The organism is Knoellia sp. 3-2P3, from assembly GCF_029223115.1.
In the GTDB taxonomy this organism is placed as follows: Bacteria; Actinomycetota; Actinomycetes; order Actinomycetales; family Dermatophilaceae; genus Pedococcus_A.
Genome location: NZ_JARGZE010000001.1, coordinates 97,268 through 119,546 on the forward strand (window position 1 = coordinate 97,268; position 22,279 = coordinate 119,546).

At 71.8% G+C, this 22,279-nt stretch carries 21 protein-coding genes; 6 read left to right on the forward strand and 15 right to left on the reverse strand.

Annotated elements, in window-relative coordinates; all coding sequences use genetic code 11:
- The first annotated feature begins 6 nt into the window (after nt 1-6).
- Nucleotides 7-1,179: an NADH-quinone oxidoreductase subunit D gene (locus tag P0Y31_RS00500; protein WP_275866131.1), complete on the forward strand. Its 1,173-nt coding sequence runs from the start codon at nt 7-9 to the stop codon at nt 1,177-1,179.
- A gap of 24 nt (nt 1,180-1,203) precedes the next feature.
- Here the strand turns inward: P0Y31_RS00500 and P0Y31_RS00505 are convergent, their stop codons facing one another.
- From P0Y31_RS00505 to P0Y31_RS00545, 9 genes are all read right to left on the reverse strand, one after another.
- A complete protein-coding gene (locus P0Y31_RS00505; RefSeq protein ID WP_275866132.1) occupies nt 1,204-1,710 on the reverse strand; it encodes a DUF3180 domain-containing protein in 507 nt (168 codons plus the stop codon).
- Nucleotides 1,707-2,591 (reverse strand): 2-amino-4-hydroxy-6-hydroxymethyldihydropteridine diphosphokinase, encoded by an 885-nt coding sequence (folK, locus tag P0Y31_RS00510; RefSeq protein ID WP_275866133.1) that lies wholly within the window; start codon nt 2,589-2,591, stop codon nt 1,707-1,709. Before folK ends, P0Y31_RS00505 begins: the two co-directional genes overlap by 4 nt.
- The gene (gene folP, locus P0Y31_RS00515) at nt 2,588-3,421 is read right to left on the reverse strand and encodes a dihydropteroate synthase (protein ID WP_275866134.1); all 834 of its coding nucleotides are present in this window, start codon (nt 3,419-3,421) and stop codon (nt 2,588-2,590) included. The genes folK and folP overlap by 4 nt, the downstream gene beginning before the upstream one ends.
- Before the next feature lies 1 nt (nt 3,422).
- Nucleotides 3,423-4,046 carry a GTP cyclohydrolase I FolE gene (gene folE, locus P0Y31_RS00520; RefSeq protein ID WP_275866135.1) on the reverse strand — a complete coding sequence of 208 codons (624 nt, stop codon included), beginning with the start codon at nt 4,044-4,046 and terminating at the stop codon, nt 3,423-3,425.
- Nucleotides 4,024-6,123: an ATP-dependent zinc metalloprotease FtsH gene (gene ftsH / locus P0Y31_RS00525; RefSeq protein ID WP_275866136.1), complete on the reverse strand. Its 2,100-nt coding sequence runs from the start codon at nt 6,121-6,123 to the stop codon at nt 4,024-4,026. Before ftsH ends, folE begins: the two co-directional genes overlap by 23 nt.
- Nucleotides 6,124-6,307: 184 nt before the next feature.
- Nucleotides 6,308-6,859, reverse strand: coding sequence for a hypoxanthine phosphoribosyltransferase (hpt, locus tag P0Y31_RS00530; protein ID WP_275866137.1), 552 nt, complete (start codon nt 6,857-6,859; stop codon nt 6,308-6,310).
- Nucleotides 6,860-6,895: 36 nt separating this feature from the next.
- Nucleotides 6,896-7,876 (reverse strand): tRNA lysidine(34) synthetase TilS, encoded by a 981-nt coding sequence (gene tilS, locus P0Y31_RS00535; RefSeq protein WP_275866138.1) that lies wholly within the window; start codon nt 7,874-7,876, stop codon nt 6,896-6,898.
- A gap of 15 nt (nt 7,877-7,891) precedes the next feature.
- On the reverse strand, nt 7,892-8,971 hold the full coding sequence (locus P0Y31_RS00540; RefSeq protein ID WP_275867046.1) for a zinc-dependent metalloprotease: 1,080 nt from the start codon (nt 8,969-8,971) through the stop codon (nt 7,892-7,894).
- Between the two features lie 20 nt (nt 8,972-8,991).
- On the reverse strand, nt 8,992-10,437 hold the full coding sequence (locus tag P0Y31_RS00545; protein WP_275866139.1) for a D-alanyl-D-alanine carboxypeptidase: 1,446 nt from the start codon (nt 10,435-10,437) through the stop codon (nt 8,992-8,994).
- Nucleotides 10,438-10,546: 109 nt separating this feature from the next.
- On the opposite strand from P0Y31_RS00545, the gene P0Y31_RS00550 reads away from it, so the two are divergent.
- Complete coding sequence (locus P0Y31_RS00550) at nt 10,547-11,170, forward strand: inorganic diphosphatase (RefSeq protein ID WP_275866140.1); 624 nt, start codon at nt 10,547-10,549, stop codon at nt 11,168-11,170.
- Between the two features lie 13 nt (nt 11,171-11,183).
- Here the strand turns inward: P0Y31_RS00550 and P0Y31_RS00555 are convergent, their stop codons facing one another.
- The 3 genes from P0Y31_RS00555 to P0Y31_RS00565 all read right to left on the reverse strand — a co-directional run bounded on the left by P0Y31_RS00555 (nt 11,184) and on the right by P0Y31_RS00565 (nt 15,562).
- Nucleotides 11,184-12,584: a C40 family peptidase gene (locus tag P0Y31_RS00555; RefSeq protein WP_275866141.1), complete on the reverse strand. Its 1,401-nt coding sequence runs from the start codon at nt 12,582-12,584 to the stop codon at nt 11,184-11,186.
- Nucleotides 12,585-12,814: 230 nt separating this feature from the next.
- Nucleotides 12,815-14,140, reverse strand: coding sequence for an MFS transporter (locus P0Y31_RS00560; protein ID WP_275866142.1), 1,326 nt, complete (start codon nt 14,138-14,140; stop codon nt 12,815-12,817).
- Nucleotides 14,141-14,206: 66 nt separating this feature from the next.
- The gene (locus tag P0Y31_RS00565; RefSeq protein WP_275866143.1) at nt 14,207-15,562 is read right to left on the reverse strand and encodes a phosphoribosyltransferase family protein; all 1,356 of its coding nucleotides are present in this window, start codon (nt 15,560-15,562) and stop codon (nt 14,207-14,209) included.
- A 110-nt stretch (nt 15,563-15,672) separates the two neighbouring features.
- On the opposite strand from P0Y31_RS00565, the gene P0Y31_RS00570 reads away from it, so the two are divergent.
- Nucleotides 15,673-16,503 carry an alpha/beta fold hydrolase gene (locus P0Y31_RS00570; RefSeq protein ID WP_275866144.1) on the forward strand — a complete coding sequence of 277 codons (831 nt, stop codon included), beginning with the start codon at nt 15,673-15,675 and terminating at the stop codon, nt 16,501-16,503.
- Between the two features lie 52 nt (nt 16,504-16,555).
- Complete coding sequence (locus tag P0Y31_RS00575; protein ID WP_275866145.1) at nt 16,556-17,041, forward strand: hypothetical protein; 486 nt, start codon at nt 16,556-16,558, stop codon at nt 17,039-17,041.
- Between the two features lie 15 nt (nt 17,042-17,056).
- On the opposite strand, the gene P0Y31_RS00580 is transcribed toward P0Y31_RS00575, so the two are convergent.
- Both P0Y31_RS00580 and P0Y31_RS00585 read right to left on the reverse strand, forming a co-directional pair.
- Nucleotides 17,057-17,326: a GlsB/YeaQ/YmgE family stress response membrane protein gene (locus P0Y31_RS00580; RefSeq protein ID WP_275866146.1), complete on the reverse strand. Its 270-nt coding sequence runs from the start codon at nt 17,324-17,326 to the stop codon at nt 17,057-17,059.
- 132 nt (nt 17,327-17,458) lie between these two features.
- Nucleotides 17,459-17,953, reverse strand: a complete 495-nt coding sequence (locus tag P0Y31_RS00585) for a hypothetical protein (protein ID WP_275866147.1) — start codon at nt 17,951-17,953, stop codon at nt 17,459-17,461.
- Nucleotides 17,954-18,470: 517 nt separating this feature from the next.
- Between P0Y31_RS00585 and P0Y31_RS00590 the strand changes: the two genes are divergently transcribed.
- Nucleotides 18,471-19,169: an ATP-binding protein gene (locus P0Y31_RS00590; RefSeq protein ID WP_275866148.1), complete on the forward strand. Its 699-nt coding sequence runs from the start codon at nt 18,471-18,473 to the stop codon at nt 19,167-19,169.
- A 76-nt stretch (nt 19,170-19,245) separates the two neighbouring features.
- Here P0Y31_RS00590 and P0Y31_RS00595 read toward each other — a convergent pair whose 3' ends face one another.
- Nucleotides 19,246-19,668, reverse strand: coding sequence for a hypothetical protein (locus P0Y31_RS00595; protein WP_275866149.1), 423 nt, complete (start codon nt 19,666-19,668; stop codon nt 19,246-19,248).
- Nucleotides 19,669-21,300: 1,632 nt separating this feature from the next.
- Here P0Y31_RS00595 and P0Y31_RS00600 point away from each other — a divergent pair.
- On the forward strand, nt 21,301-22,176 hold the full coding sequence (locus tag P0Y31_RS00600) for a hypothetical protein (RefSeq protein ID WP_275866150.1): 876 nt from the start codon (nt 21,301-21,303) through the stop codon (nt 22,174-22,176).
- The last annotated feature ends 103 nt before the right edge of the window (nt 22,177-22,279 follow it).

The window sequence follows — 22,279 nt, forward strand, 5'->3', positions numbered from 1 at the left end:
GCCGCCATGACCTCGTCGGCCGGACAGCGGGAGCTCACCGTCGGCATGGGCGCCGGCGGCCTCGCCACCGCCGACATGGTGCTCAACATCGGGCCGCAGCACCCAGCCACCCACGGCGTGCTCCGGCTGCGGATCGTCGTCGACGGCGAGCGCATCGTCTCGGCCGAACCGATTGTCGGCTACATGCACCGCGGCGCCGAGAAGCTCTTCGAGGTGCGCGACTACCGGCAGATCATCGTGTTGGCCAACCGGCACGACTGGCTCTCGGCGTTCTCCAACGAGCTCGGGGTGGTGCTCGGCGTCGAGCGGATGCTCGGCATGGAGGTGCCCGAGCGGGCGGTGTGGGCGCGCACCCTGCTCGCCGAGCTCAACCGGGTGCTCAACCACCTGATGTTCCTGGGCTCCTACCCGCTCGAGCTCGGTGCCATCACGCCGGTGTTCTACGCGTTCCGCGAGCGCGAGGAGCTCCAGGCGGTGATGGAGGAGGCCTCCGGCGGCCGGATGCACTACATGTTCAACCGGGTCGGCGGCCTCAAGGAGGACCTCCCGGCGGGCTGGCTCGAGCGCGTCTCGTATGCCGTGCGTGCCGTCCGCACGCGGCTGCCCGAGCTCGAGTCACTGATCGTGGGCAACGAGATCCTCGAGGCGCGCACGCGCGGCGTGGGCGTCCTGGCACCGGAGATGATTGCGGCGTATGGGGTTTCGGGTCCGATCGCCAGGGCCTCCGGCGTCGACCTCGACCTCAGGCGTGACGAGCCCTACCTCGCCTACGCCGAGCTGTTCGCGGCGGGCGGACCCGGCCGCGTCGTGACCCGCACGGCCGGCGACTGCCTCGCCCGCCTCGAGGTGCTGCTCGAGCAGGTGCACGTCAGCCTCGACCTCGCCGACGCCTGCCTCGACCGACTGCGCTCGCTGCCGCAGGGCCCGGTCAACGTGCGGCTGCCGAAGGTGCTCAAGGTGCCCGAGGGCGAACTCTACACCGCGACCGAGAACCCGTTGGGGCTCAACGGCTACTACCTCGTCTCGCGCGGCGAGAAGACGCCGTGGCGGCTCAAGCTGCGCTCGGCGTCGTTCAACAACATCGCGGTGCTCGGCGAGGTGCTGCCGGGCAACCTCATCGCCGACATGGTCGCCATCCTCGGCTCGATGTTCTTCGTCGTCGGCGACGTCGACAAGTAGCCCGTCGATCGGCGACTCTGTCGATCAGTGCCTGTGCTCGTCCTGGCGACCGTTGTCCTCGTCCCACCCCTCACGGTCCTCGTCGCTGGGCTCGATCCGGCACATCCGCTGGGTCGCCATGCCGGCGGCCGCCAGCAGCAGCGCACCGGCGCACAGCGCGAGCAGCCGCCAGAACAGCGTGCGGTAGGACAGCAGGTCGATGTCGGGCACGAGCAGCACCACTTGGGCGGCGTAGAAGCCGAGGACGCCGGCGCCCGTGAGCGCAGCCGCCTGGGCGAGCACGAGGGTGCGTGCGGCGCGGAGCGGGCTGAGCGGGCGGGTGGCCCGTCCCTGGAGGAAGCGCCGCACCGGCAGCCCGGCCGCGAAGACCAGCGCCGCGGTGACGACCAGGATGATCGACGAGATCCACGTCGACGGCGGCAGCAGGTTGCCCCGGGAGAGGTAGACGCTCCAGCCCATCCACGACAGCGCGCCCACGACGAGGGCGACCCCGACCAGGTGCGAGACCCTCAGCCCACGTCCCTCGTTCACCATGGGTCGTCCAGCAGGTCGCCCTCCGGGCCCGGCCGCACCCCGGAGGTGTCCATCGCCGCGACGAGGTCGGCCACCCGTCGCGCCGCTCCCTCGACCCGCAGGGTGGCCTCGGGGTCGGCCTGCAGCCAGGGCACCAGCACGAAGGCCCGCTCGTGCGCCCGGGGGTGCGGCAGCGTCAGCGCCGGGTCGTCGAGCTGCACGTCGGTGTTGAACGCCGGGTCGCCGTACTGGATGAGGTCGAGGTCGAGCGTGCGCGGCCCCCACCGCACCTCACGGGTGCGGCCGTGTGCGCGCTCGACGTCGTGCAGGAAGCGCAGCAGCGCTCGCGGCGAGGCCGAGGTGGTGCCCACCACCACCGCGTTGAGGTATGCCGGCTGGTCCGGTCCGCCGACGGGGTCGGTCTCCACGACGGGGGACACCCCGTCGACGTCGACCGCCCCAAGCAGAGCGACCACGGCGTCGCGCAGCGTCTCGAGCGACTCGCCGACGTTGGATCCGAGGGCGATCACCACCGGGGTCTCGCGCTCGCGGCGCAGCCGCACCTGCACGTCGGTGAACTGGTGGCCGACCGGCGCCTCCGGCTTGTGCACGACCACCTCGACGGCCTCGACCAGCGGTCGGGTCAGCACGGCGGTGGCGATGCGCTCGGCGACGGCCTCGATGAGGTCGAGCGGCTCACCCTCGATGATCCCGACCACGTCGCCCGCCACCTCGGCGTAGTTGACCGTGTCGGCGAGGTCGTCACTGGCTCCCGCCGGGGCGAGGTCGACGTCCATGACGACGTCGACGACGAAGGTCTGGCCGTCGCGCTTCTCGAAGTCCAGGACGCCGTGGAAACCCTTGGCGGAGATGCCCTTCAGGATGATCTGGTCGGTCACGGCGCCTCCTCCAGGGCGGCGGCGACGCGCAGGGCGTCGAGGGTGGACGGGACGTCGTGCACCCGCACGCACCAGACCCCGGCCCGGGCCGCGACCAGCGACGTCGCCGCGGTGGCCGCGTCGCGATCCAGCGGGGGCCTCGGCTGGCCACCTCCCGGCACGCCGAGCCGGCCGAGGAAGGTCTTGCGGGAGGTGCCCACCAGGACGGGGTACCCAAGGCCGACGACCTGGTCGAGGTGGCGCAGCAGGCTCCAGTTGTGGGCAGCCAGCTTGGAGAAGCCGAAGCCCGGGTCGAGCACGAGGTTCTCCTCGGCGATGCCATGCCCGCGCAGCTGCTCGGCGCGCACGGTCAGCTCGGCGCAGACCTCGGCGGCCACGTCGGCATACACGGCCTTGTCCTGCATGTCGCGGCTGTGCCCGCGCCAGTGCATCGCGATGAACGGCACCGCTGCCGACGCAGCCACCGACGCCATCTCGGGGTCGGCGAGGCCGCCGCTGACGTCGTTGATGATCGCGGCGCCGGCCTCCACCGCGCGGGCGGCGACCTCGGCGCGCATGGTGTCGACGGAGACGGTCGCACCGAGCCCGGCGAGCTCGGCCACCACCGGGAGCACGCGTCGCAGCTCCTCCTCCAGCGAGGGCCGCTCGGCCCCCGGACGGGTGGACTCACCGCCCACGTCGAGGAGGTCGGCGCCCTGGGCGAGCAGGTCGCGCCCGTGCGCCACGGCCGCCTCGGGCTCGAACCACTGCCCGCCGTCGCTGAAGGAGTCGGGCGTGACGTTGACGACGCCCATCACCAGCGGCATCCCGCTGGGGCGCTGAGGGATCATGTCAGCGCTGGCCGCCCTGCAGCAGCGCCATCGCCTCGGCGCGGGTCGCCGGGTCGCGGAGCTGGCCGCGAACCGCCGAGGTGATCGTGCGCGAGCCCGGCTTGCGGACCCCGCGCATCGACATGCACAGGTGCTCGCACTCCACGACGACGATCACGCCCTGGGCGCCGAGGTGCTCGACGAGGGCGTCGGCGATCTGCGTGGTCATCCGCTCCTGCACCTGCGGCCGGCGGGCGAAGACCTCGACGAGCCGGGCGATCTTCGACAGCCCGGTGACCCGGCCGTCACGGGCCGGGATGTAGCCGACGTGCGCGACACCGTGGAAGGGCACGAGGTGGTGCTCGCAGGTGCTGTAGACCTCGATGTCGCGCACGATGATCATCTCCTCGTGCTCGATCGAGAAGGTCGCCGACAGCACCTCCTCCGGCGTCATCCGCAGGCCGGCGAAGGTCTCGGCGTAGGCGCGGGCCACCCGGGCGGGGGTCTCGAGCAGGCCCTCGCGGTCGGGGTCCTCCCCGACCGCGATGAGCAGCTCACGGACGGCGGCCTCGGCCCGCTCGAAGTCGATCGCGTTGCGCGCCCCGACGGCGTCGCCCTCGGCCTCAGTGCGAGTTGGGGTCGACATGGCCGCCCTCGGGGACCTCGATGACCTTCGCCGGGGGGTGCTCTTCCTTGTGCGGGTAGGCCCCCGCCTGGGCCGCCTCGTCGATGGCGTCGGCCGTGGACTGTGAGCCGTCGGCGCTCTGGGCGGTCCCGTTCTGGCCACCGTTCTGGGCGGCCCGCTCGGCCGGAGTCAGCACGGGCGGCTGGTCGGACAGCAGACGGGTCTCGCTCGAGAGCCAGGTGGGGCGCAGGGGGCGCTTCTTGACCGACGAGAAGATCTCCGCGAGCTCGGCCGCGTTGAGGGTCTCCTTCTCGAGCAGCTCGAGCACGAGGTGGTCGAGCACCGCACGGTTGTCGTTGATGACGTGCCAGGCCTCGTCGTGGGCGGCGTCGATGAGGCGGCGGACCTCCTCGTCGACGACGCTGGCGACGTCCTCGCTGTAGTCGCGCTGGTGGCCCATGTCGCGGCCGAGGAAGACCTCGCCCTGGCTCTGGCCGAGCTTGATCGCGCCGACCCGCTCGCTCATGCCGTACTCGGTGACCATCTTGCGGGCCATCGCGGTGGCCTTCTCGATGTCGTTGGCGGCGCCGGTGGTGGGGTCGTGGAAGACGACCTCCTCCGCGACGCGGCCGCCGAGGGCGTAGGAGAGCTGGTCGAGGATCTCGTTGCGCGTGGTCGAGTACTTGTCGTCGGTCGGCATGACCATCGTGTAGCCGAGGGCCCGGCCGCGCGGCAGGATGGTCACCTTGGTGACCGGGTCGGTGTGGTTCATGGCCGCCGCCACCAGGGCGTGGCCGCCCTCGTGGTAGGCCGTGATCTTGCGCTCCTTGGCAGACATGATCCGGGTGCGCTTCTGCGGGCCGGCGATGACGCGGTCGATGGCCTCGTCCAGGGCCGCGTTGTCGATGAGCTTCTGGTCGCCACGCGCCGTGAGCAGGGCGGCCTCGTTGAGCACGTTGGCCAGGTCGGCGCCGGTGAAGCCCGGGGTGCGACGCGCCACGGCGAGCAGGTCGACGCCGGTGGCCATCGGCTTGCCCTGGGAGTGCACCTCGAGGATGCGGTGGCGGCCGATCATGTCGGGGGCCTCGACGGCGATCTGGCGGTCGAAGCGGCCCGGGCGCAGCAGCGCCGGGTCGAGGATGTCGGGGCGGTTGGTGGCCGCGATGAGGATGACGTTGGTCTTGACGTCGAAGCCGTCCATCTCGACGAGCAGCTGGTTCAGCGTCTGCTCGCGCTCGTCGTGACCGCCGCCGAGGCCGGCGCCGCGGTGGCGGCCGACCGCGTCGATCTCGTCGACGAAGATGATCGCCGGGGCGTTGGCCTTGGCCTGCTCGAACAGGTCACGCACGCGCGAGGCGCCGACACCGACGAACATCTCGACGAAGTCCGAACCGGAGATCGAGTAGAACGGCACTCCCGCCTCGCCCGCGACGGAGCGCGCGAGCAGGGTCTTGCCGGTGCCGGGAGGGCCGTAGAGCAGCACGCCCTTGGGGATCTTGGCGCCGACCGCGAGGAACTTCGCGGGCTCGGCCAGGAACTCCTTGATCTCGTGGAGCTCCTCGACCGCCTCGTCAGCACCGGCGACGTCGGCGAAGGTGACCTTCGGGGTGTCCTTGGTGGCGAGCTTGGCCTTGGACTTGCCGAACTGCATGACGCGCGAGCCGCCGCCCTGCATCTGCGACATGAGGAACCAGAAGAGGCCGAGCAGGATGATGATCGGCAGCAGCGACCCGAGCAGGGCCAGCAGCGGGTTGGTGTCCTTGACCTCCATGTTGTAGCCACCGGGAGGCTCGTTGGCCTGCACCAGCTTCACGAACTCGGGCCCGGCCGCCTCGACGTACTGCGTGCGGACCTTGGTGGCGTCCTTGATGTTCTCGCCGTCGGAGTACTTCTCACCGGACTTGAGGTCGAGGTCGACGACCTCGTTGTTGGTGATCTGGATGCGCTCGACCTTCTTGTCGGCGATCAGCTGCTCGGCCGCCGAGGTGTCGATGCGCGTGTAGCCGCCGCTGTCGCTGAAGGAGAACACCATGAGGGTGGTGGCGACCACCACGATGACCCAGAACAGCGGGGTCCGGAGAATGCGCTTGAAATCCATGTGTGTGCGGGGTGCTGCCACCCCGTGCCTCCTGCTCGATCAGCGAACGCGCCGACGCCCCGACGGGACACGACGTAGTGACGACGGTACACCGGCGTGACCGCCGCCTGTGGGGGTCAACGATGCAGCCCGCACGGGTGTTCCGCCACCGAAACCGACGGGTTGGATCCCTTCGGGTGGGGCCCTAGGAGTAGACGTGCGGCGCGAGGGTTCCCACGACCCGCAGGTTGCGGTAGCGCTCGGCGTAGTCGAGGCCGTAGCCGACGACGAACTCGTTGGGGATGTCGAAGCCGACCCAGCGCACTTCGATGTCGACCTTGGCCGCCTCGGGCTTGCGAAGCAGCGTGCAGATCTCGACCGACGCCGGCGAGCGCGACTCGAGGTTGGCCTTGATCCACGACAGGGTCAGGCCGGAGTCGACGATGTCCTCGACGATCAGCACGTGCTTGCCGGTGATGTCGGTGTCGAGGTCCTTGAGGATGCGCACGACGCCGGAGGACTTGGTGCCCGACCCGTAGGACGACACCGCCATCCAGTCGACGGGGGCCGTGCCGGGCAGGGCGCGGGACAGGTCGGCCATGACCATCACGGCGCCCTTGAGCACGCCGACCAGGAGCAGGTCCTTGCCCTCGTACTCGGCCCAGATCTCCTTGGCGAGCTCCTCCAGCTTGGCGAGGATCTCCTCCTCGGTGATGAGCACCTTCTCGAGATCGGCTCCCATGTGGGCAGCGTCCACGTTCAACTCCTGAAGTGTCGGGCCGGTCGGCCCTGCCTATTCAACCCGAGAGCGGGCGGCGATGGACACCCGGCCGCCCGAGCGGGTGACCGCGACCGGGCCGGGGACGCTGATCGGCCCCTGGCCGTGCCAGCGGGTCAGCAGGGCGTCGCACGCCTCGACGTGCGAGAACGCGAGCTGGCCGGCGGGAGCCCCCGCGGCGACGAGGAGCAGGCGCCAGGCACGGGTGCGCACCGCCCGCGGCACCGCGTGGAGGTCGGACACCGCGAACGGTCCCTCGCCCAGGGCTGTGGCTGCCGCCCCGGCCAGCGCATCGAGGTGATCGGCGTCCTCGCGCAGCCGGTCCGCCGTGCGGGCCAGGGCGGCGGCGACCCCCGGCCCGAGCGCCGCCTCGAGCGCCGGCATCACCGACCGGGCGCGGACCCGCGCGTATGCCGGGTCGGCGTTGTGCGGGTCCTCCCAGGCTTCCAGCCCGCTCGCCGCGCACGCGGCGGCCGTCTGCGCGCGGGAGAGGTGAAGGAGGGGACGGGCGTAGCGGCCGCGCCGCGCCGGCATACCGGACAGGGAGCGGGCGCCGGAGCCGCGCGCCAGGCCCAGGAGCACCTGCTCGGCCTGGTCGTCGCGGGTGTGGCCCAGCAGCACCAGCTCGGCCCCGAGCCGCCCGGCGGCCTCGTCGAGGGCGGCGTAGCGAGCGGACCGGGCCGCCGCCTCCGGTCCGCCCACGCCGGGGTCGACCGACACGGGCACCACCTCGACCGGGTCGAGGCCCAGGGCACGGCACTGCTGCGAGGCGCGCCGGGCGATGTCGGCCGAGCCGGCCTGGAGCCCGTGGTCGACCACCACGGCGCCGGCCCGGACGGCCAGCTTGGGCGCCTCGAAGGCCACCGCCGAGGCCAGCGCCAGCGAGTCGGCCCCACCGCTGCAGGCCACCAGGACCGTGGAGCCGGGATCGAGGTCGCAGAGCAGGGAGCGGACGGCGAGGCGCACCGCCGCCACCACCGGGTGCGGGCCGGTCACGGGGTCACCGCGACGTCACCCGTGGACGCGGGCCACCCACGCCGACGGCTCCTCGATCTCCCGGGGCAGCGGCAGCGTCTCCGGGGAGGTCCACACACGGTTGAAGCCGTCCACGCCCACCTCGTCGATGACCGAGCGCACGAAGACCGCGCCGTCGCGGTACTGGCGCATCTTGGCCTCGAGGCCCAGCAACCGGCGCAGCAGGCGGTCGAAGGCGCCCACGCCCTTGCGCCGCTCGTTGAACTTGGCCCGGATCTCGGCGACCGACGGGATCACCTGGGGGCCGACCTCGTCCATCACCACGTCGGCGTGCCCCTCGAGCAGGGACATGACGGCCGTCATCTGGGCGAGGCGCTCGCGCTGCTCGGGTGTCGCGATGAGCTCGGTGATGCCGGTGCCGCCGCTCTTGAAGGCCTCCGGCAGCTGGCGGGACAGGCGGCTGAGGACGTCCTGGAGCTTGTCCGGGTCGGGGGCCATCTCGCTGGCGAGGGAGCGGGCCCGCTCGATCATGTGCTCCCGCAGCCACGGCACCGCGGTGAACTGCACCCGGTGGGTCTCCTCGTGCATGCAGACCCACAGGCGGAAGTCGTCGGGGTCGACGCCGAGCTCGCGCTCGACGTGGACCACATTGGGGGCCACGAGCAGCAGGCGCGGGGTGCCACCCGGTGCGAGGTCGTACTGCCCCAGCACCTTGCTCGCCATGAAGGCCAGCAGCGCCCCCGCCTCGCCGCCGGTCACCTTGCCGCCGACCGCGGCCACGGCCGCAGAGGGCTGCTGCTTGCGGCGCCCGACGATCTGGGCGAACACCGGGTCGACCATCGCGGACATGGAGTCGGCGTTGAGGCCGATCCAGGTCGGCCGGTCGACGACCAGGGGCGCCGGAGCCTCCCCCGGGGCGTGCAGCCGGGCGGTCTCGGCCACCGGCTGCTGGGCCCGGGCGGCGGCCCGGTGGATGGACGCCACCACCCCGGCCGCCTCGTCGGCGCTCACCTTGGGGCCGGCCGGCACGATGCGCGCCCCCGCCTGCTTGGCGAACTCCCAGTCGACGGGACCGGGACCCGCCCCGGCGGGGCCGGGGTCGCTCGTGTCGCTCATGCTCATCTCCCCACCGTAGGTCAGCGGCAGCCGCAGGACGCGAGGGCCGCCACGAACCGGTCCAGCGCCGCCCGCGCGGCGACGGTGCCCGGGAAGCCCCCGGGCACCCGGTCGGCGACGACGGCGAAGGTCAGCACCCGGCCGTCGCGGTCGACCACCGTGCCCGCCAGGCTGCTGGCGCCGGTCAGGGTGCCGGTCTTGGCCCGGGCGAGGCCAGCGGCGGAGCGGCTGCCCGGCTCGTCGAAACGGTCGTACAGAGTGCCGTCGAGGCCCGCGACGGGCAGCTGGGACAGCGTGTCGCGCATGGCCGGCACCGTGCCGCTGGCGCCGAGGGCGAGCACGTCGCCGAGCACCCGTGCCGGGATCGTCTGGCCGGAGGTGAGGCCGCTGGTGTCCTTCAGGCGCACGCCGGTGAGGTCGACCCCGAGACCGGCGACGGTGCGCCGCACCAGGGCTGTCGCGGCCTCGAAGCTGGCTCCGCCCCCGGCCTGCACGCTGGCCTGCCGGGCCAGCGACTCGGTCAGGGCGTTGTCGCTGTCGTCGAGGGCCAGGGCGAGGATGTCGCCGACCGGTGCAGACTCCACCCGACCGAGCTCGGCGGCGTCGGCTGCCGCGGCCAGGGCGCGAGTGCCGTCGGGGGCGGCCTTGGCCGTGATGCCCGCCTTGCCGAGGGCCGCGAGGAACGCCTCCAGCACGGCGTCCTCCGAGACCGACGGCGATGGCCTGCCGGGGCGTGGCCGCTGCGACGCCAGCCCCAGCATGGAGACGCCCTGGGTGAAGCCGGCGTCCACGTCAGCGGCGGTCCAGCCCGGCGCGTACCGGGGCCCGGCGGCATACGTCATGTCGAGCCGCACCGTCACCGCCCCGGTCCCTGCGGCCTGCAGGGCGGTGGCCACCTGGCCCGCCAGGTCGCCGAGGCCGGCGCGGCCGGCGACCCCCGTGGCGCTCCCCTTCCCCCGTGCCAGGAGCGAGTCGCCGCCCGCGACGAGCACGATCTCGGAGGGGCTGCGGCCGTGCACGACCCGGGTGGGCAGGGTGGTGGCCGGGTCCAGGGTCACCCCGACCGCGAGCGCGGTGAGGATCTTGGCGGTCGAGGCCGGCACGCGCGGCCGCTCGGCGTCGATGTCGAGGAGGTGGTCGCCGGTGAACGCGTCGCGCACCGTCACCCCGATGGAGGGACCGAGGGCCGGAGCGGCCAGCTCGTCGGCGAGCTCGCGGCGCAGCACGGTGGGGGCGGGCACCGGCGCCGAGAGCGCAGCCGCCTGGAGCGGGGTCGCCGTGTCGTCGGGCCGCGGGAGGGTGGGCGCCGGCCCGGCGGTCTGGGTCCCCGTCGGTTCCGGCTCCGGCAGCGGGCCGGTCGCGGCATCGCGCGTGAGGATGCCCGGGGCGAGGTCGAGGACGTCGAGGGCGCCGTATCCGACCAGCAGCAGCACGAGGGCGAGCAGGGCCGCGACCAGTCGGCGCACACGACCCCCTCATGCTCATCGACCGTGGATACGGGACACTTGCCCGCGAGCCTAGGTCACGCACCACCTAGAGACACCAGTGCACCACCGAGAGTAAGGGGCAGCCGTCGTGGAGTTCGACGTCACCATCGAGATCCCCAAGGGTCACCGCAACAAGTACGAGGTCGACCACGAGACGGGACGCATCCGCCTCGACCGGCTGCTCTTCACGGCGATGAGCTACCCGTCCGACTACGGCTACGTCGAGGACAGCCTCGGCGAGGACGGCGACCCGCTCGACGCGCTCGTGCTGCTGCAGGAGCCGACCTTCCCGGGCTGCATCGTGCGCGCTCGCCCGATCGGCATGTTCCACATGCGCGACGAGGCCGGTGGCGACGACAAGATCCTGTGCATCCCGGCCGGCGACCCGCGCCAGGCGCACATCAAGGAGCTCGACGACATCAGCGAGTTCGACCGCCTCGAGATCCAGCACTTCTTCGAGACCTACAAGGACCTCGAGCCGGGCAAGTCCGTCGAGGGCGCCCACTGGGTCGGTCGCACCGAGGCCGAGCAGTGCGTCACCGAGGCGCTGCAGCGCGCCAAGGACGCGGGGATGACCACCGCCCGCTGGACCCTGGCCAACCAGCACGAGGCCAAGCCGCCGGTCGCGCACACCGAGCAGGAGACCCAGCGCGCGAGCGCCAAGGCGTCCGAGGAGCTGGCGACCAAGGAGAGGCCGCTCCACGACGTGTGACCTGCGGGAGCGGTCAGCCCACCCGGCCGCCGTACGGCAGCAGGTCGGAGCGGTAGATGGTGGCCTCGCGGACGTGGGCGCCGGTGTAGGGGGCCTCGATCATCCGGCCTCCGCCGAGGTAGAGACCCATGTGGTGGCTGGTCTCACCCGAGGAACCGAAGAACACGAGGTCCCCCGGGCGCAGGTCGCTGATCGCGACGCGGGCGGTCTCGCGCCACTGCGCGCCGGTGTAGTGCGAGAGCGGCACCCCGGCCTGTCGCCACGCCATCATGGTCAGCCCCGAGCAGTCGAAACTGTCCGGTCCCTCCCCGCCCCACTGGTAGGGCTTGCCGATCTGGGCCCGGGCGTAGGCGAGCACCGCCGAGACCCCTCCGCGCTGGTCCGGGGGCCGGGGGGTGGGGCGCGGGGCAGGTTCGGGGGCCGGCTGCTGCGGGGCCGCCTCCTCGCGATCCTCGGCAGCGCGCTCCTCAGCAGCCCTTCGCGCTGCGTCCTCTGCAGCGCGCGCGGCGGCGGCCTGGCGGGCGGCCTCCTCGCGGGCGCGTTGGGCGGCCCGCTCCGCAGCCTTCCTGGCAGCGGCGTCGCGCGCGGCCTGGGCCCGGGCCGCGGCGAGGCGGGCCTGCTCGGCCGCGGCCGCTGCGGCGGCGCGCGCCTCTGCCGCGGCGCGCAGTCCGTCCTGGCGCCGGCGCTCGAGCGCCACGGAGGTGTTCCTCAGCTCGGCCAGCTCGGTGGCCATCGCCTGCTGGTCGCGCTGGATCTGCGCAGCGGTCTCCACGGCCGCGTCGGCCTGCGCCTGCGCGGCTGCGCGTGCGTCTTCGGCACGCTGCGCCGCGGCGAGCTGCTGGGCCTGCGCCTGCGCGGCCTGGCGGCGCATGGTGTTTGCCACCACCGAGGTGGCCGAGGCGCGCTGCAGGGTGCGGTTGCGCGCCGCGCCCACGGCCTCGAGCGCCGCGGCCCGGTCGAGCAGGTCCTGGGGCCCCCGGCTGCTGAGGAAGGCCTCGAGGTCACCGAGGCTGCCGCCCTGCTGGTAGACGGCGGCGGCGTAGCGCCGCACGGCCAGGGAGGCGGAGTCGGCCTGCTCCTGGGCCGAGGCTGCGCGACTGCGGGCCGCCTCGGCCTCCCTCTGCCTGCGCTGCAGCTCCAGTCGCGCACCGTTCCAGGCCTCGGCGGCGGCAGCGGCGCGAACCCGCACCTGCGCCAGTCGGGCCGAGGCGGCGGCGAACCGGGCGTCGAGCGAGGCCACCTTCGCGGCGGTGCTGCTGGTGGCCGCCCTCGCGGCGTCGACCTGCTCCTTGGAGGGGTACACGGGCTCGGGCTCCCCCGCGGCCGCCACGGCGGTGGCCAGGGAGAGCGAGGCGCACAGCGACGTCGTGACGACCAGCCGCAGGGCGCGGCGGGCAGGTCGGGTGCTCGGCACGGCGGGACCTCCAGGTCGGTGTCAGCCGCACGAGCGTAGAGCCGGGTTTTCACAGGGACCCCAGCCGTCACAGCATTTCGGCCGTCACCGAGCCCCGACGCAAGACGACATCCGCGGCCTTCGTGAATGACACGAATGTCTTTCAGCAGGTAGGGGATCCGCGGGGCACCAGGGGGCGGGAAAGGTTGCGAATCGGTCACAGATTCACAGTTGCCACAGAAGGCGCCACCTCAGGAGGGGAGCCGCACCTCGCCGGCGCGCAGCGCGGCATACACTTCGGGCCGGTTCTCGCGCAGGTCGCGGCGCACCAGCCGGCGGTAGCGGAGGATCTGCACGACGCCGACCACCCAGACGAGGTACTGCACCGACATGGCGACCCGGAACGAGTCGACGGTGTAGGTCGCCGGCCCACCAGGGGCCACCCGGTCGAGCACGGCGCCGATCAGCATCACCGTGGACAGCGAGGCCACGAACCCGCCGACGTTGACGATCCCGGTGGCACTGCCGACCCGGGTCGGAGGGTTGAAGGTGCGGGCCAGGTCGAAGCCGACCATCGACCCGGGGCCGCCCACCGCGGTGACGACGACCAGCACCACGAGCAGCCACAGGGGCGCCCGACCCGGCCAGAGCAGCACAATCGCCCAGACGCCGGCGATGGCGCCGACGATGCCCAGCATGAGGGTGGACCGCGAGAACGGGTAGCGCGTGACGAAGGTGCCGATGGCAGGGCCGCAGACCACGGCGGTGAGCGTCATGAGGATGAGCAGGAACCCGGCAGCGCCCGGCTCCAGGCCCTGCCCCGCCACGAGGAACGGGTAGCCCCACAGCAGCGCGAACACGGTGGCGCCGAACTGCACCGTGAAGTGCGACCACAGGCCCAGCCGGGTGCCGGGGGTCGACCAGGCCGCGCGCAGGGCACGGGCCAGGGCGCGCACCTTGATCTGGTCGAGCTCGTGGTCGGGGTGGGGCGAGTCGCGCACGACCAGCACGAGGAGGATGCCGAGCAGCACCCCGACCGCCGCCGCCCTGGCGAACGACGGGGTCCACCCCCAGTGGTGCAGCGCAGCCACGAGCGGGGAGGCGGCCACGAGGGCGCCCATCTGGCCGAGCAACCCGGTGAGCTGGGTGACCATGGGGATGCGCACCGGCGGGAACCACAGGGCGACCAGGCGCAGCAGCGGCACGAAGACCATCGCGTCGCCGACCCCCACCGCCACCCTGGCGAGGATGCCCATGCCGAAGGTGTCGGCGAACGCGAAGGCGAACTGGGCGACCGTCATCGTCGCCACGCCCGTCATGAGGAGCCGCTTGGGCCCGAACCGGTCGAGCAGGGCGCCGACGGGGATCTGCATCGCCGCGTAGACGAACAGCTGCACCATCGTGAAGATCGACAGCTCGGTGGCGGCGATCTCGAAGCGGTCGGCCGCCAGCAGCCCCGCGACCCCGAGGGAGCTGCGGTGGAACACCGCGAGGACGTAGACCGCCACCGCCGCGACGTACACCGACCAGGCCCGCCGCCCGCCCAGGGGGTGCGTGCGGCGGGTGGGGTCATTCACCCTTCAATTGTCGCGCACGGGAGCCGGGGGCGTTGCCACCGCTCGGTCCGTGAGCCACGCCGCGGCTCACGCCGTCATGGACCCCCGTACCGCGAGGTGGCCCAGGAACCAGTCGCGGGCCAGCCGGGCCGCCTGGGCCAGCGTGCCCGGCTCCTCGAACAGGTGGGTCGCGCCGGGCACCACGGCCAGGTCGCACTCGCACGTCAGGTGCCGCTGGGCCCTGCGGTTGAGCTCCAGGACCATCTCGTCGTGGCTGCCGACGATCAGCAGCGTCGGCGCGGTGACCCGGTCGAGCACCGGGATCGCCAGGTCGGGGCGGCCCCCGCGTGAGACCACCGCCGCGATCTGCCGGGTCCGGACGGCTGCCGCGGCAAGCGCGGCGGCCGCTCCCGTGCTGGCGCCGAAATAGCCCACCTGCAGCGGAGCTCCCCAGGGCTGGCGCACCACCCAGTCGGTGACCGTCACCAGCCGCTCGGCGAGCAGGTCGATGTCGAAGACGTTGGAGCGGTGCGCCTCCTCGGCTGGTGTGAGCAGGTCGAACAGCAGCGTTCCGAGCCCACCCTCCTGCAGCACCGTGGCGACGTAGCGGTTGCGCGGGCTGTGCCTGCTGCTGCCGCTGCCGTGGGCGAACAGGACGATGGCGCCCGCCCCGGCCGGGAGGGTGACATGGCCCGGGAGCGCCGTGCCGGCCACGGGGATGTCGACGTCCTCGTCGAGGGCCGGGCGCTCGGGCGCGATGTGCCGCACCGGCTCGGGCCCGCCCGTCGCAGCCTGCTCCACGGGGGCGGCGGCAGCCGCGGCCAGCTTGAGCAGGGCCACCACCTCGTCGTCGGTGGTCTGGCCGAAGTCGTCGTAGAACTGGCCCACGGCGTAGAAGCGGTGCGGGCGCTGGAGGCAGACGAACTCGTCGACCTCGGGCCAGTGCTCCGGGTGGCCGTCGGCCGGGGCAACGGGGACGGCCAGCACGACCAGCTCGGCACCTGCGGCACGGGCGACGGCGCAGGCTGCGTGGGCGGTCGACCCGGTGGCGATCCCGTCGTCGACGATGACGGCGACCTTGCCTGCGAGCGACAGCGCCGGGTGGTCGGGACGGAAGCGCCGGGCACGCTCGGCGACCACCTGCCGCTCCCGGGCCGCGACCGTCGACAGCTCGGCCTCGCTCATGTGCAGGTGCCGCACGACCTCGTCGTTGACGACCATGACGTCGCCCTCGCCGACCGCGCCCATCGCCAGCTCCGGCTGGTAGGGCACGCCCAGCTTGCGGACCACGATCACGTCCAGGGGCGCCCCCAGGGCGGCGGCCACCTCGGCCGCCACCGGCACTCCCCCGCGGGGCAGTCCGAGGACGAGGGTGTCTGGACCCCGGTAGCGCCTGAGGCTCTGGGCGAGCTGTCGGCCCGCGTCGCGGCGGTCGCTGAACATGGCAAGACCTCCCGTCTCCAGCCCCTCCCAGCCACGCTAGGAGCCGGCTCCTGCGGGTGGGAGGGACCTTGGTCCCGGCCGGGCGGCTGGGCGCCGGTAGCGTCGCCCGCATGCAGACGTGTGCGCGGGACGGGCTGACCTTCGACGTCTGGGACGAGGGCCCTCGGGAGGGCGATGCCGTCGTGCTCCTCCACGGCTGGCCCCAGGACCACACGGCCTGGCGGCACGTCGCACCCCTGCTCCACGCCGAGGGGCTGCGCACGCTCGCGCCGGACCAGCGCGGCTGCTCACCGGGCGCGCGCCCGGCGGCGGCGACGGCATACGGGATGCGCGAGCTGGTCGGTGACGTCCGCGCGGTGATGGACCAGGCGGGCGTCGGGCAGGCCCACCTCGTGGGGCACGACTGGGGCGGCTCGGTGGCGTGGGCCTTCGCCGAGCGGCACCCGGAGCGGCTGCGGAGCCTGACGGTGCTCTCGACCCCGCACCACCGGGCCATGGCGTGGGCGTTCCGCCACGGCGACCAGGGTCTGCGCAGCTGGTACATGGCGGCCTTCCAGGTGCCCCTGCTGCCCGAGCTGGTGCTGCAGGCGGGCCTGCCCCTCGTGCTCCGCAGGAGCGGGCTCCCGCGCGAGGACGCGCAGCGGTATGCCGCGCGGTTCCGTGAGCCCGGCGCGGCCACCGGGGGGCTGAACTGGTACCGCGCGCTGACCCGCACGGCACGGCAGGGCGGCGGCCGGTCCGCCGCCGTGGACCGGCGTATCGCCGTGCCCACCACCTACGTGTGGGGCAGCTCCGACCCCGCCCTGGGGCGGGCGGCCGCGCAGCGCACCGCCCGGTACGTCGCGTCGGACTACCGGTTCGTCGAGCTCGACGCCGGGCACTGGCTGCCGGAGACGGAGCCGGAGCGGGTGGCGCAGGAGATCGTCGGCCGCGCCACCTGAAATCATCCACGGGGAGGTTGCCACGACCGCCGGCGTGCGGAGACGCTGCAGCATGGCCTCCGCTCGCCGGTCCCGTCCCACCGAGGAGAACACCGCAGCCACCATCTACGGGGTGATCGTCAGCGCCGCCGTCATGGCCTCAGCCCATGCCGAGACCGCCCTGGCGGTGGTGGTCGCCGTGCTCGTCACGATGGTCATCTACTGGGGTGCCGAGCGCTACGCGCGGCTGGTCGCCGAGCGCATCCACCAGGGGCACCGGCCGACCTGGGCGCAGGCCCGCAGCCAGCTCACCAACGGCTGGGAGATGGTCACGGCCTCCTATCTGCCGCTGGCGGTGCTCTCCGTGCTCACCCTGCTCGGGGTCGAGCTGTACGGCGCGGTGCTGTCGGCGCTGGTGTGCAGCACGGTGCTGCTCTGCATCGCCGGCTGGGCCATGGGCAGGAACGGCCATCTCACGCCTTGGGAGCGGGTGGCGTCGACGGTGGTGGCCGGGCTGTTCGGGCTGGTGATGATCGCGCTGAAGTCACAGCTGCACTGACCGGTGGGGCACTGGTCAGTGGCGTGACTGCTGCTTGGGCGTCCCCGCTCCCAGGCTGTTCAGCACGACGAGCACCAGGATGGCCCCGAGGATCGAGCCCACGAGCCCGCTCGGGCGCAGCGCGAGGCCGTCGCCGAACAGGAGGCTGCCGACCAGGCCGCCGACGAAGGAGCCGGCGATGCCCACGAGGAACAGCCGGCCGTAGTTCGGCTGGCCGCGACCCACCAGGAGGTGGGCGGCCCAGCCGGCCGAGAGCCCGATGACGAGGATGGCCACGATGAGCACCGGATGCTCCTCCCGCTGTCGGACGCCGCTGTCGGACGCCGCTGTCGGACGCCCGACCCACCTCGGGACGTCACCACCACGCTAGGAAGGACCCCGGCTGCGCGGCTCACCCGTCGTGGATGAGCTGCATCGCTACAGCGACCCGGTCGCCACCCAGCGGCAGGCCTTCTCGAACGACTCGTCGGCGTCGGCAGCCAGGTAGACCGAGGCGGGCACACCACCGCTTGCTGGGTCGTGCAGCCGCGCCGTCCAGACGTCGCTGCCCTCCGGGGACCGCAGCGTCGCGGTGCGCTCGAGGGTGCAGGACGCGACCACGACCTCCGGCGCACCCGTGACACCGCGGTTGCGCGTGACGCTGAACGCGTGCCCGTCGACGATGTCGGTGCAGCGGGCGGCAGCCTCGGCCTTGGTCTGGGCCCGGCCCAGCGCGGCGAGGGTGGAGTTCAGGCTCGACAGGGCCACCGCCACCGCCGCATAGGAGACCTCCCGGGCGCGCTGCACCTCGGCGACCGCCACGTCATGCGCCTGTTCGGCCCGAAGCAGCTCGGCCGCGAGGTCGGCCCGCGCGGTTTCCTGCGCGCTGGCGACGTACCAGGCGTTGTCGAACAGCCGCTCCATCAGTTTCATCCCGCCACCCCTTCGGCACAGCTCCCGGGCCCCCTCGGCACCGGGCGTCCCGGGGCCCGTCGGCGCCGAGACGTCCATCGTGATGAGGCGTGGTGGAGAACGCATCCGACCGTTGGTGGAGAAGGACCTACGTGCAACGGTGGAGCAGGCCGGCCGAAGCGGCCGTTTGCCTGCGGTGGCTGCCAGTGGTTTTCGGTGGACGCGCGAGTAGTACGGCGGATTGCGTATTTCCCCCGGGCGGCCCATGGCTGAGACTGGTGACTCGGGGGTGGGCAGCGGTGGCGGGGTCCGCGTGCCCTGAAAGGAAGAGGCGGGGTTCTTCATGGTGTGGTCGGGTCACGAGTGTGGACCGGGGGTCGCGACAGGCAACGACCCAGTGGCGCGGGGGGACTGCTCGGGGGCGCCCCGAGGGCGTGCGCAGGACCCCACGACGTGGGCAGGGGCGAACTGGGCGTCATCGGGTGGCGTCGGCCGGCACGGCAGGGTGCGGGCCTACCCCCAGCACGATGTCTGGGTCGTGGAGACCGACGGCCCGCTGGACCAGGTCGCCGACGACATCGACCACGGCATCCAGTCGGTGCTGGCCGAGTACCCCAGGGCCGTCGTGTGCGGTGTCGCCGGGCGGCTGGACCAGGTGAGCTGGTCGGCCCTGGACACGCTGGCCTCCATCGGGCGGCATGCGAAGGCCTGGCCCGAGACACCGGTCGTGATGGCCTTCGAGGACCGCAGCGCTGCCGAGCTCATCGGGCACCGCAGGGAGGGCCGCCACCTGCGCTTCGCGGCCTCGATGCTCTCGGCCTGGACCGAGGCCGCGCTCCACCGTCCGTTGCTCGGCGCCCGGATGCTCCTCGGCCCGAGCCCCACGGCGGCCCGCGCGGCCCGTCGGTTCCTGGCGCAGGCCTGCGAGGAGTGGGGTGTGCCGAGCTGCACCCCCGTCGGCGAGCTCATCGTCAGCGAGCTGGCGACCAACGCCCTGCGGCATGCCGGGACCGACCTCGAGGTGATGCTCGCCAGCGACGGGAAGTCGATGCTGCGGGTCGGTGTACGCGACCGACTGGGGGCGGCGCCCGCCTCGCGGCCCTGCTCCGAGGGCGGTCTCGGCGGCAGGGGCCTGCACATCGTGCGAACCGTGGCGAGCGGATGCGGCGCCCTTCCGACCGCGGACGGCGGCAAGGTCGTCTGGGCGACGATCAGGCCAGGCGGCACCCTGTCCTGACGTCCGGTGTGGTGGACCACTGAGCCCGAGGGGCGTCGTCTGAGCCGCCTAAGGGAATCGAATGTTCTGACCTCGATCAGAACGCGCCATCGGCCCTGACCGAGGCATCCAGCACGTCGGTGAACAGCGTGTCGACCTCCGCCTTCAACCTGCGGGTTTCGGCCCGCCGGCGCGCCCCTTGACGAACCGCGAGCAGATCGATGGCTCCCGCCAGCTTGTCGGCCTGGTCCACCCAGCGAGACGCCCTCTCCTTGGCCTGCGCGTCCGTAGCAGTCTCTTCCAGCTTCATCGCCTGAGCCTTCACAGCGGCCACAGTGCGACGAAGCCGAGCCGTAGGGGTCTGCGCCTTCTGCGCCTCTCGCGCCTGGCCGAGGAACTCCTTGGCCCGGTTGAGGGCGTCGGGATTCGCCGCCAGGAGGGGCCACAACATCTTGATGAGCTGCCCTGCCCTCGGCCCGATCTTCATGGCCAACGCAACCACGGCACCCAACAACGCCATCTCAAGCTCCCTGCCTCGCACTGAACGCCCTCAGTGGAGGGCGACGAGAACGTACGACACGCGCGCGGCCAGCACATCGGCAGTTCGGCCAAATCGGGTCGAATGGTTTCATCTGAGACGGCCGGGCGAAGCCGTTCACACGTCGCCGCGATGGCTGCGGGGGCTCGTGCCCGAGAAGTGCCCAAGGACGGATTGTCGAGGCCATGCGGACGCTTCTCGCGCTGCTGCGGAGGGCGTTTCTGCTGGTCGGACAGCAAGGCTGTCCGACCAGCAGAAACGCCCTCCGGCGAACCGGAGGGCGTTGTCTGAGCCGCCTAAGGGAATCGAACCCTTGACCTATTCATTACGAGCGTCTGTGGCCCCGCGTAAGGGTCGGCATCAACGGCGTCTGCCGCACAAACGGCGTCAACTTCGACCAGTCGTACGGGTCGGACGGCGTTGTCATGTGCCCATCTTGTGCCCACGGGCGGCTGTCCCTGAGCGCTCGCGCGGAGGTAACCACGCGGGTCTGCGCAGTGACCCGACGGGGCGGTGCTGGAAGGTGACCGGCTGCGATGCCTGTACGGGCGTTCACCACACGGGTATGCGAAGGCGAGCCCAGGCTGTGGTCACGGCTGGGGCTTACGGCAGCCAGGCACGCGCCGGCCCCTGCCGTCCAGAGCGCGGTAGGAGGCGATGAGCTCCTGAGCTGAGAGCAGCGCCCTGGTACTGGACCGGGGCGCTGCTTTGTTGTGCCGGCGGCCGACGGGACCGGCCGCGCCCGGAACGGCCGCCAGGCCGCATGCCCGGCACGGCCGGGGCCGGAGGCCCGGCCCGCGGCGAAGCCGCGTTTAAGCCAGTGTGGAAAGTCCTCACCGCTGGGCAATGACAGTCGTGCCCGACTCCGCTAGATGGTTGACGGTCTGGCTCCCTTTCAGCTGCGGGCCGATCATCCGCGTGGGGGCAGCGGCGGCTGGTGCACGAACTGGGCGTGGTACTGGTGCCGTCGGGCTCGGCGGTGTACCGGGTGCTAGTAAAGGCCGAGCCGACCAGCCAGTGAAAGGCCGATGCCAAAGCAGCGGGTCGTCGACGCTTTGGGCTGCGCCCGTATTGATCTCGCACTGGCTGGGTTCACGCGGCTTAGGTCCACGTCGACGTGCCGCAGAACTCGTATGCGTGGCTGGCACTGCTCGCGCCGGCAAGGGCCGCGCGGTTCATTCGGCCGATGTAGTTACTCGCCGCTCTGCCCTATCGGCGACGTCGCCGGCGGCACTCCGCCAGAGGGCTTGGCAGCCACTTGGATGTGGCTAATGCATTTGGCGATGCGAGGCAGCCACCCCTAGTCGACGGGGGCCGGCCAGGGCCGAGCACAGCCGTCCACACAGCTACTTCGCATACTCACATAGTCCGGTTCGTCACCGCGCAGATCGGCGTACCGTTTCTCCTCTCAGCAACAGGGTCATACTTCATTCGCGGGTGCGATTGACGATGGCTGCGTCCGAGGTTTCGATGAAAGCGTGGCCTCGACCCCGAGATCTCAACTTCCGCGCCATACCTTACGCGGATTCCTTATGCCCAGGCAGCCAAACACAGGAACGCCGTCGACCCAACCGACCTCTAGGGGAGGCTGCCATTATTTGGGAGGTGACGATAATGCGTCATTCGCTCAAACGCCTTGTGTGCGTCCTGCTCGCGCCCATTGCGGCCACATTGCCGTTGTTCGTTAACATAGCGCCGGCCGCCGCTGAGCCAATGAATGCAGCCGCGCGTCACACCGTTGCACAAAGCACGCCTGAGCAGGCGTACATGGTGGACCGTGTCCTGCCAGTCACCCCGCACAACTTCTGGCAGGGGAAGGTCGCCTCGGTCACAGTTGTGGCGGGTCAGATGATCGTGACGAACATCCAGCGCAACACCACCAGTTCCCCTCATCGGCTCTACTGCTCGAAGTCTCCACTCAAGCAGAGCGTCACCATTGGTGGAGTCACAACGCAATCTATCGACTCGCGCTGCCTGCATGAACCAGGACGTGTTTGGGTTGTTCAACCAGGTCATGTCCACATCCACTGGGAAACATTCCCGGTAGTGCCGAGTCTTCTTCAGACCTTCACATACAACACACGCAATTGGGGAGCGGTTTCCCTACAACTCGTGCCTTTCTATTGCATCGTCGGGCCGGGCGGCGCCTGCTTGGGGGTTCCGAATTCCATCCCTAAAGAGAAGTTCCCGGCGGTCCCTGAATGGTTGACCTCTCCACTGACAGGCGCGTGCGTGCTGGACCTCGCCGTGACCTTCGGTGTCCCTCAATACAAGGTCATGCACACGTTCGCGAAGGCCGTGGGCATGGCTCTGACCATGGAGCGGACGTCCTCCACGACAGGAAAGGTCTATGTGTTCATCACACACCTGATGCCATTCAAGAGTTGCATCGACTTGGCGGCGTGGATCGGAGTCAAGTACCTCGCACCGGTCGCAAAAGCGGATTGGGGAAAGGTACGAAGTTTGCCTCCCGTGATCCGCGTCGGATAGGTGGTGAGGCCCATCAGTTAGACAGCGCATGGGGGCTCGACGCGATCTTCAGTTCATGAACCCTGACGAATGTTGTTGACGACCGTCCGGGACCGCGTCGTTG

Coding starts and splice junctions, on each gene's coding strand:
- P0Y31_RS00500 (WP_275866131.1), top strand. CDS start 7: ATGACCTCGTCGGCCGGACAGCGGGAGCTCACCGTCGGCATGGGCGCC.
- folP (WP_275866134.1), bottom strand. CDS start 3,421: ATGATCCCTCAGCGCCCCAGCGGGATGCCGCTGGTGATGGGCGTCGTC.
- folE (WP_275866135.1), bottom strand. CDS start 4,046: ATGTCGACCCCAACTCGCACTGAGGCCGAGGGCGACGCCGTCGGGGCG.
- ftsH (WP_275866136.1), bottom strand. CDS start 6,123: ATGGATTTCAAGCGCATTCTCCGGACCCCGCTGTTCTGGGTCATCGTG.
- P0Y31_RS00540 (WP_275867046.1), bottom strand. CDS start 8,971: ATGAGCGACACGAGCGACCCCGGCCCCGCCGGGGCGGGTCCCGGTCCC.
- P0Y31_RS00565 (WP_275866143.1), bottom strand. CDS start 15,562: ATGTTCAGCGACCGCCGCGACGCGGGCCGACAGCTCGCCCAGAGCCTC.
- P0Y31_RS00570 (WP_275866144.1), top strand. CDS start 15,673: ATGCAGACGTGTGCGCGGGACGGGCTGACCTTCGACGTCTGGGACGAG.
- P0Y31_RS00575 (WP_275866145.1), top strand. CDS start 16,556: ATGGCCTCCGCTCGCCGGTCCCGTCCCACCGAGGAGAACACCGCAGCC.
- P0Y31_RS00585 (WP_275866147.1), bottom strand. CDS start 17,953: ATGAAACTGATGGAGCGGCTGTTCGACAACGCCTGGTACGTCGCCAGC.
- P0Y31_RS00595 (WP_275866149.1), bottom strand. CDS start 19,668: ATGGCGTTGTTGGGTGCCGTGGTTGCGTTGGCCATGAAGATCGGGCCG.
- P0Y31_RS00600 (WP_275866150.1), top strand. CDS start 21,301: ATGCGTCATTCGCTCAAACGCCTTGTGTGCGTCCTGCTCGCGCCCATT.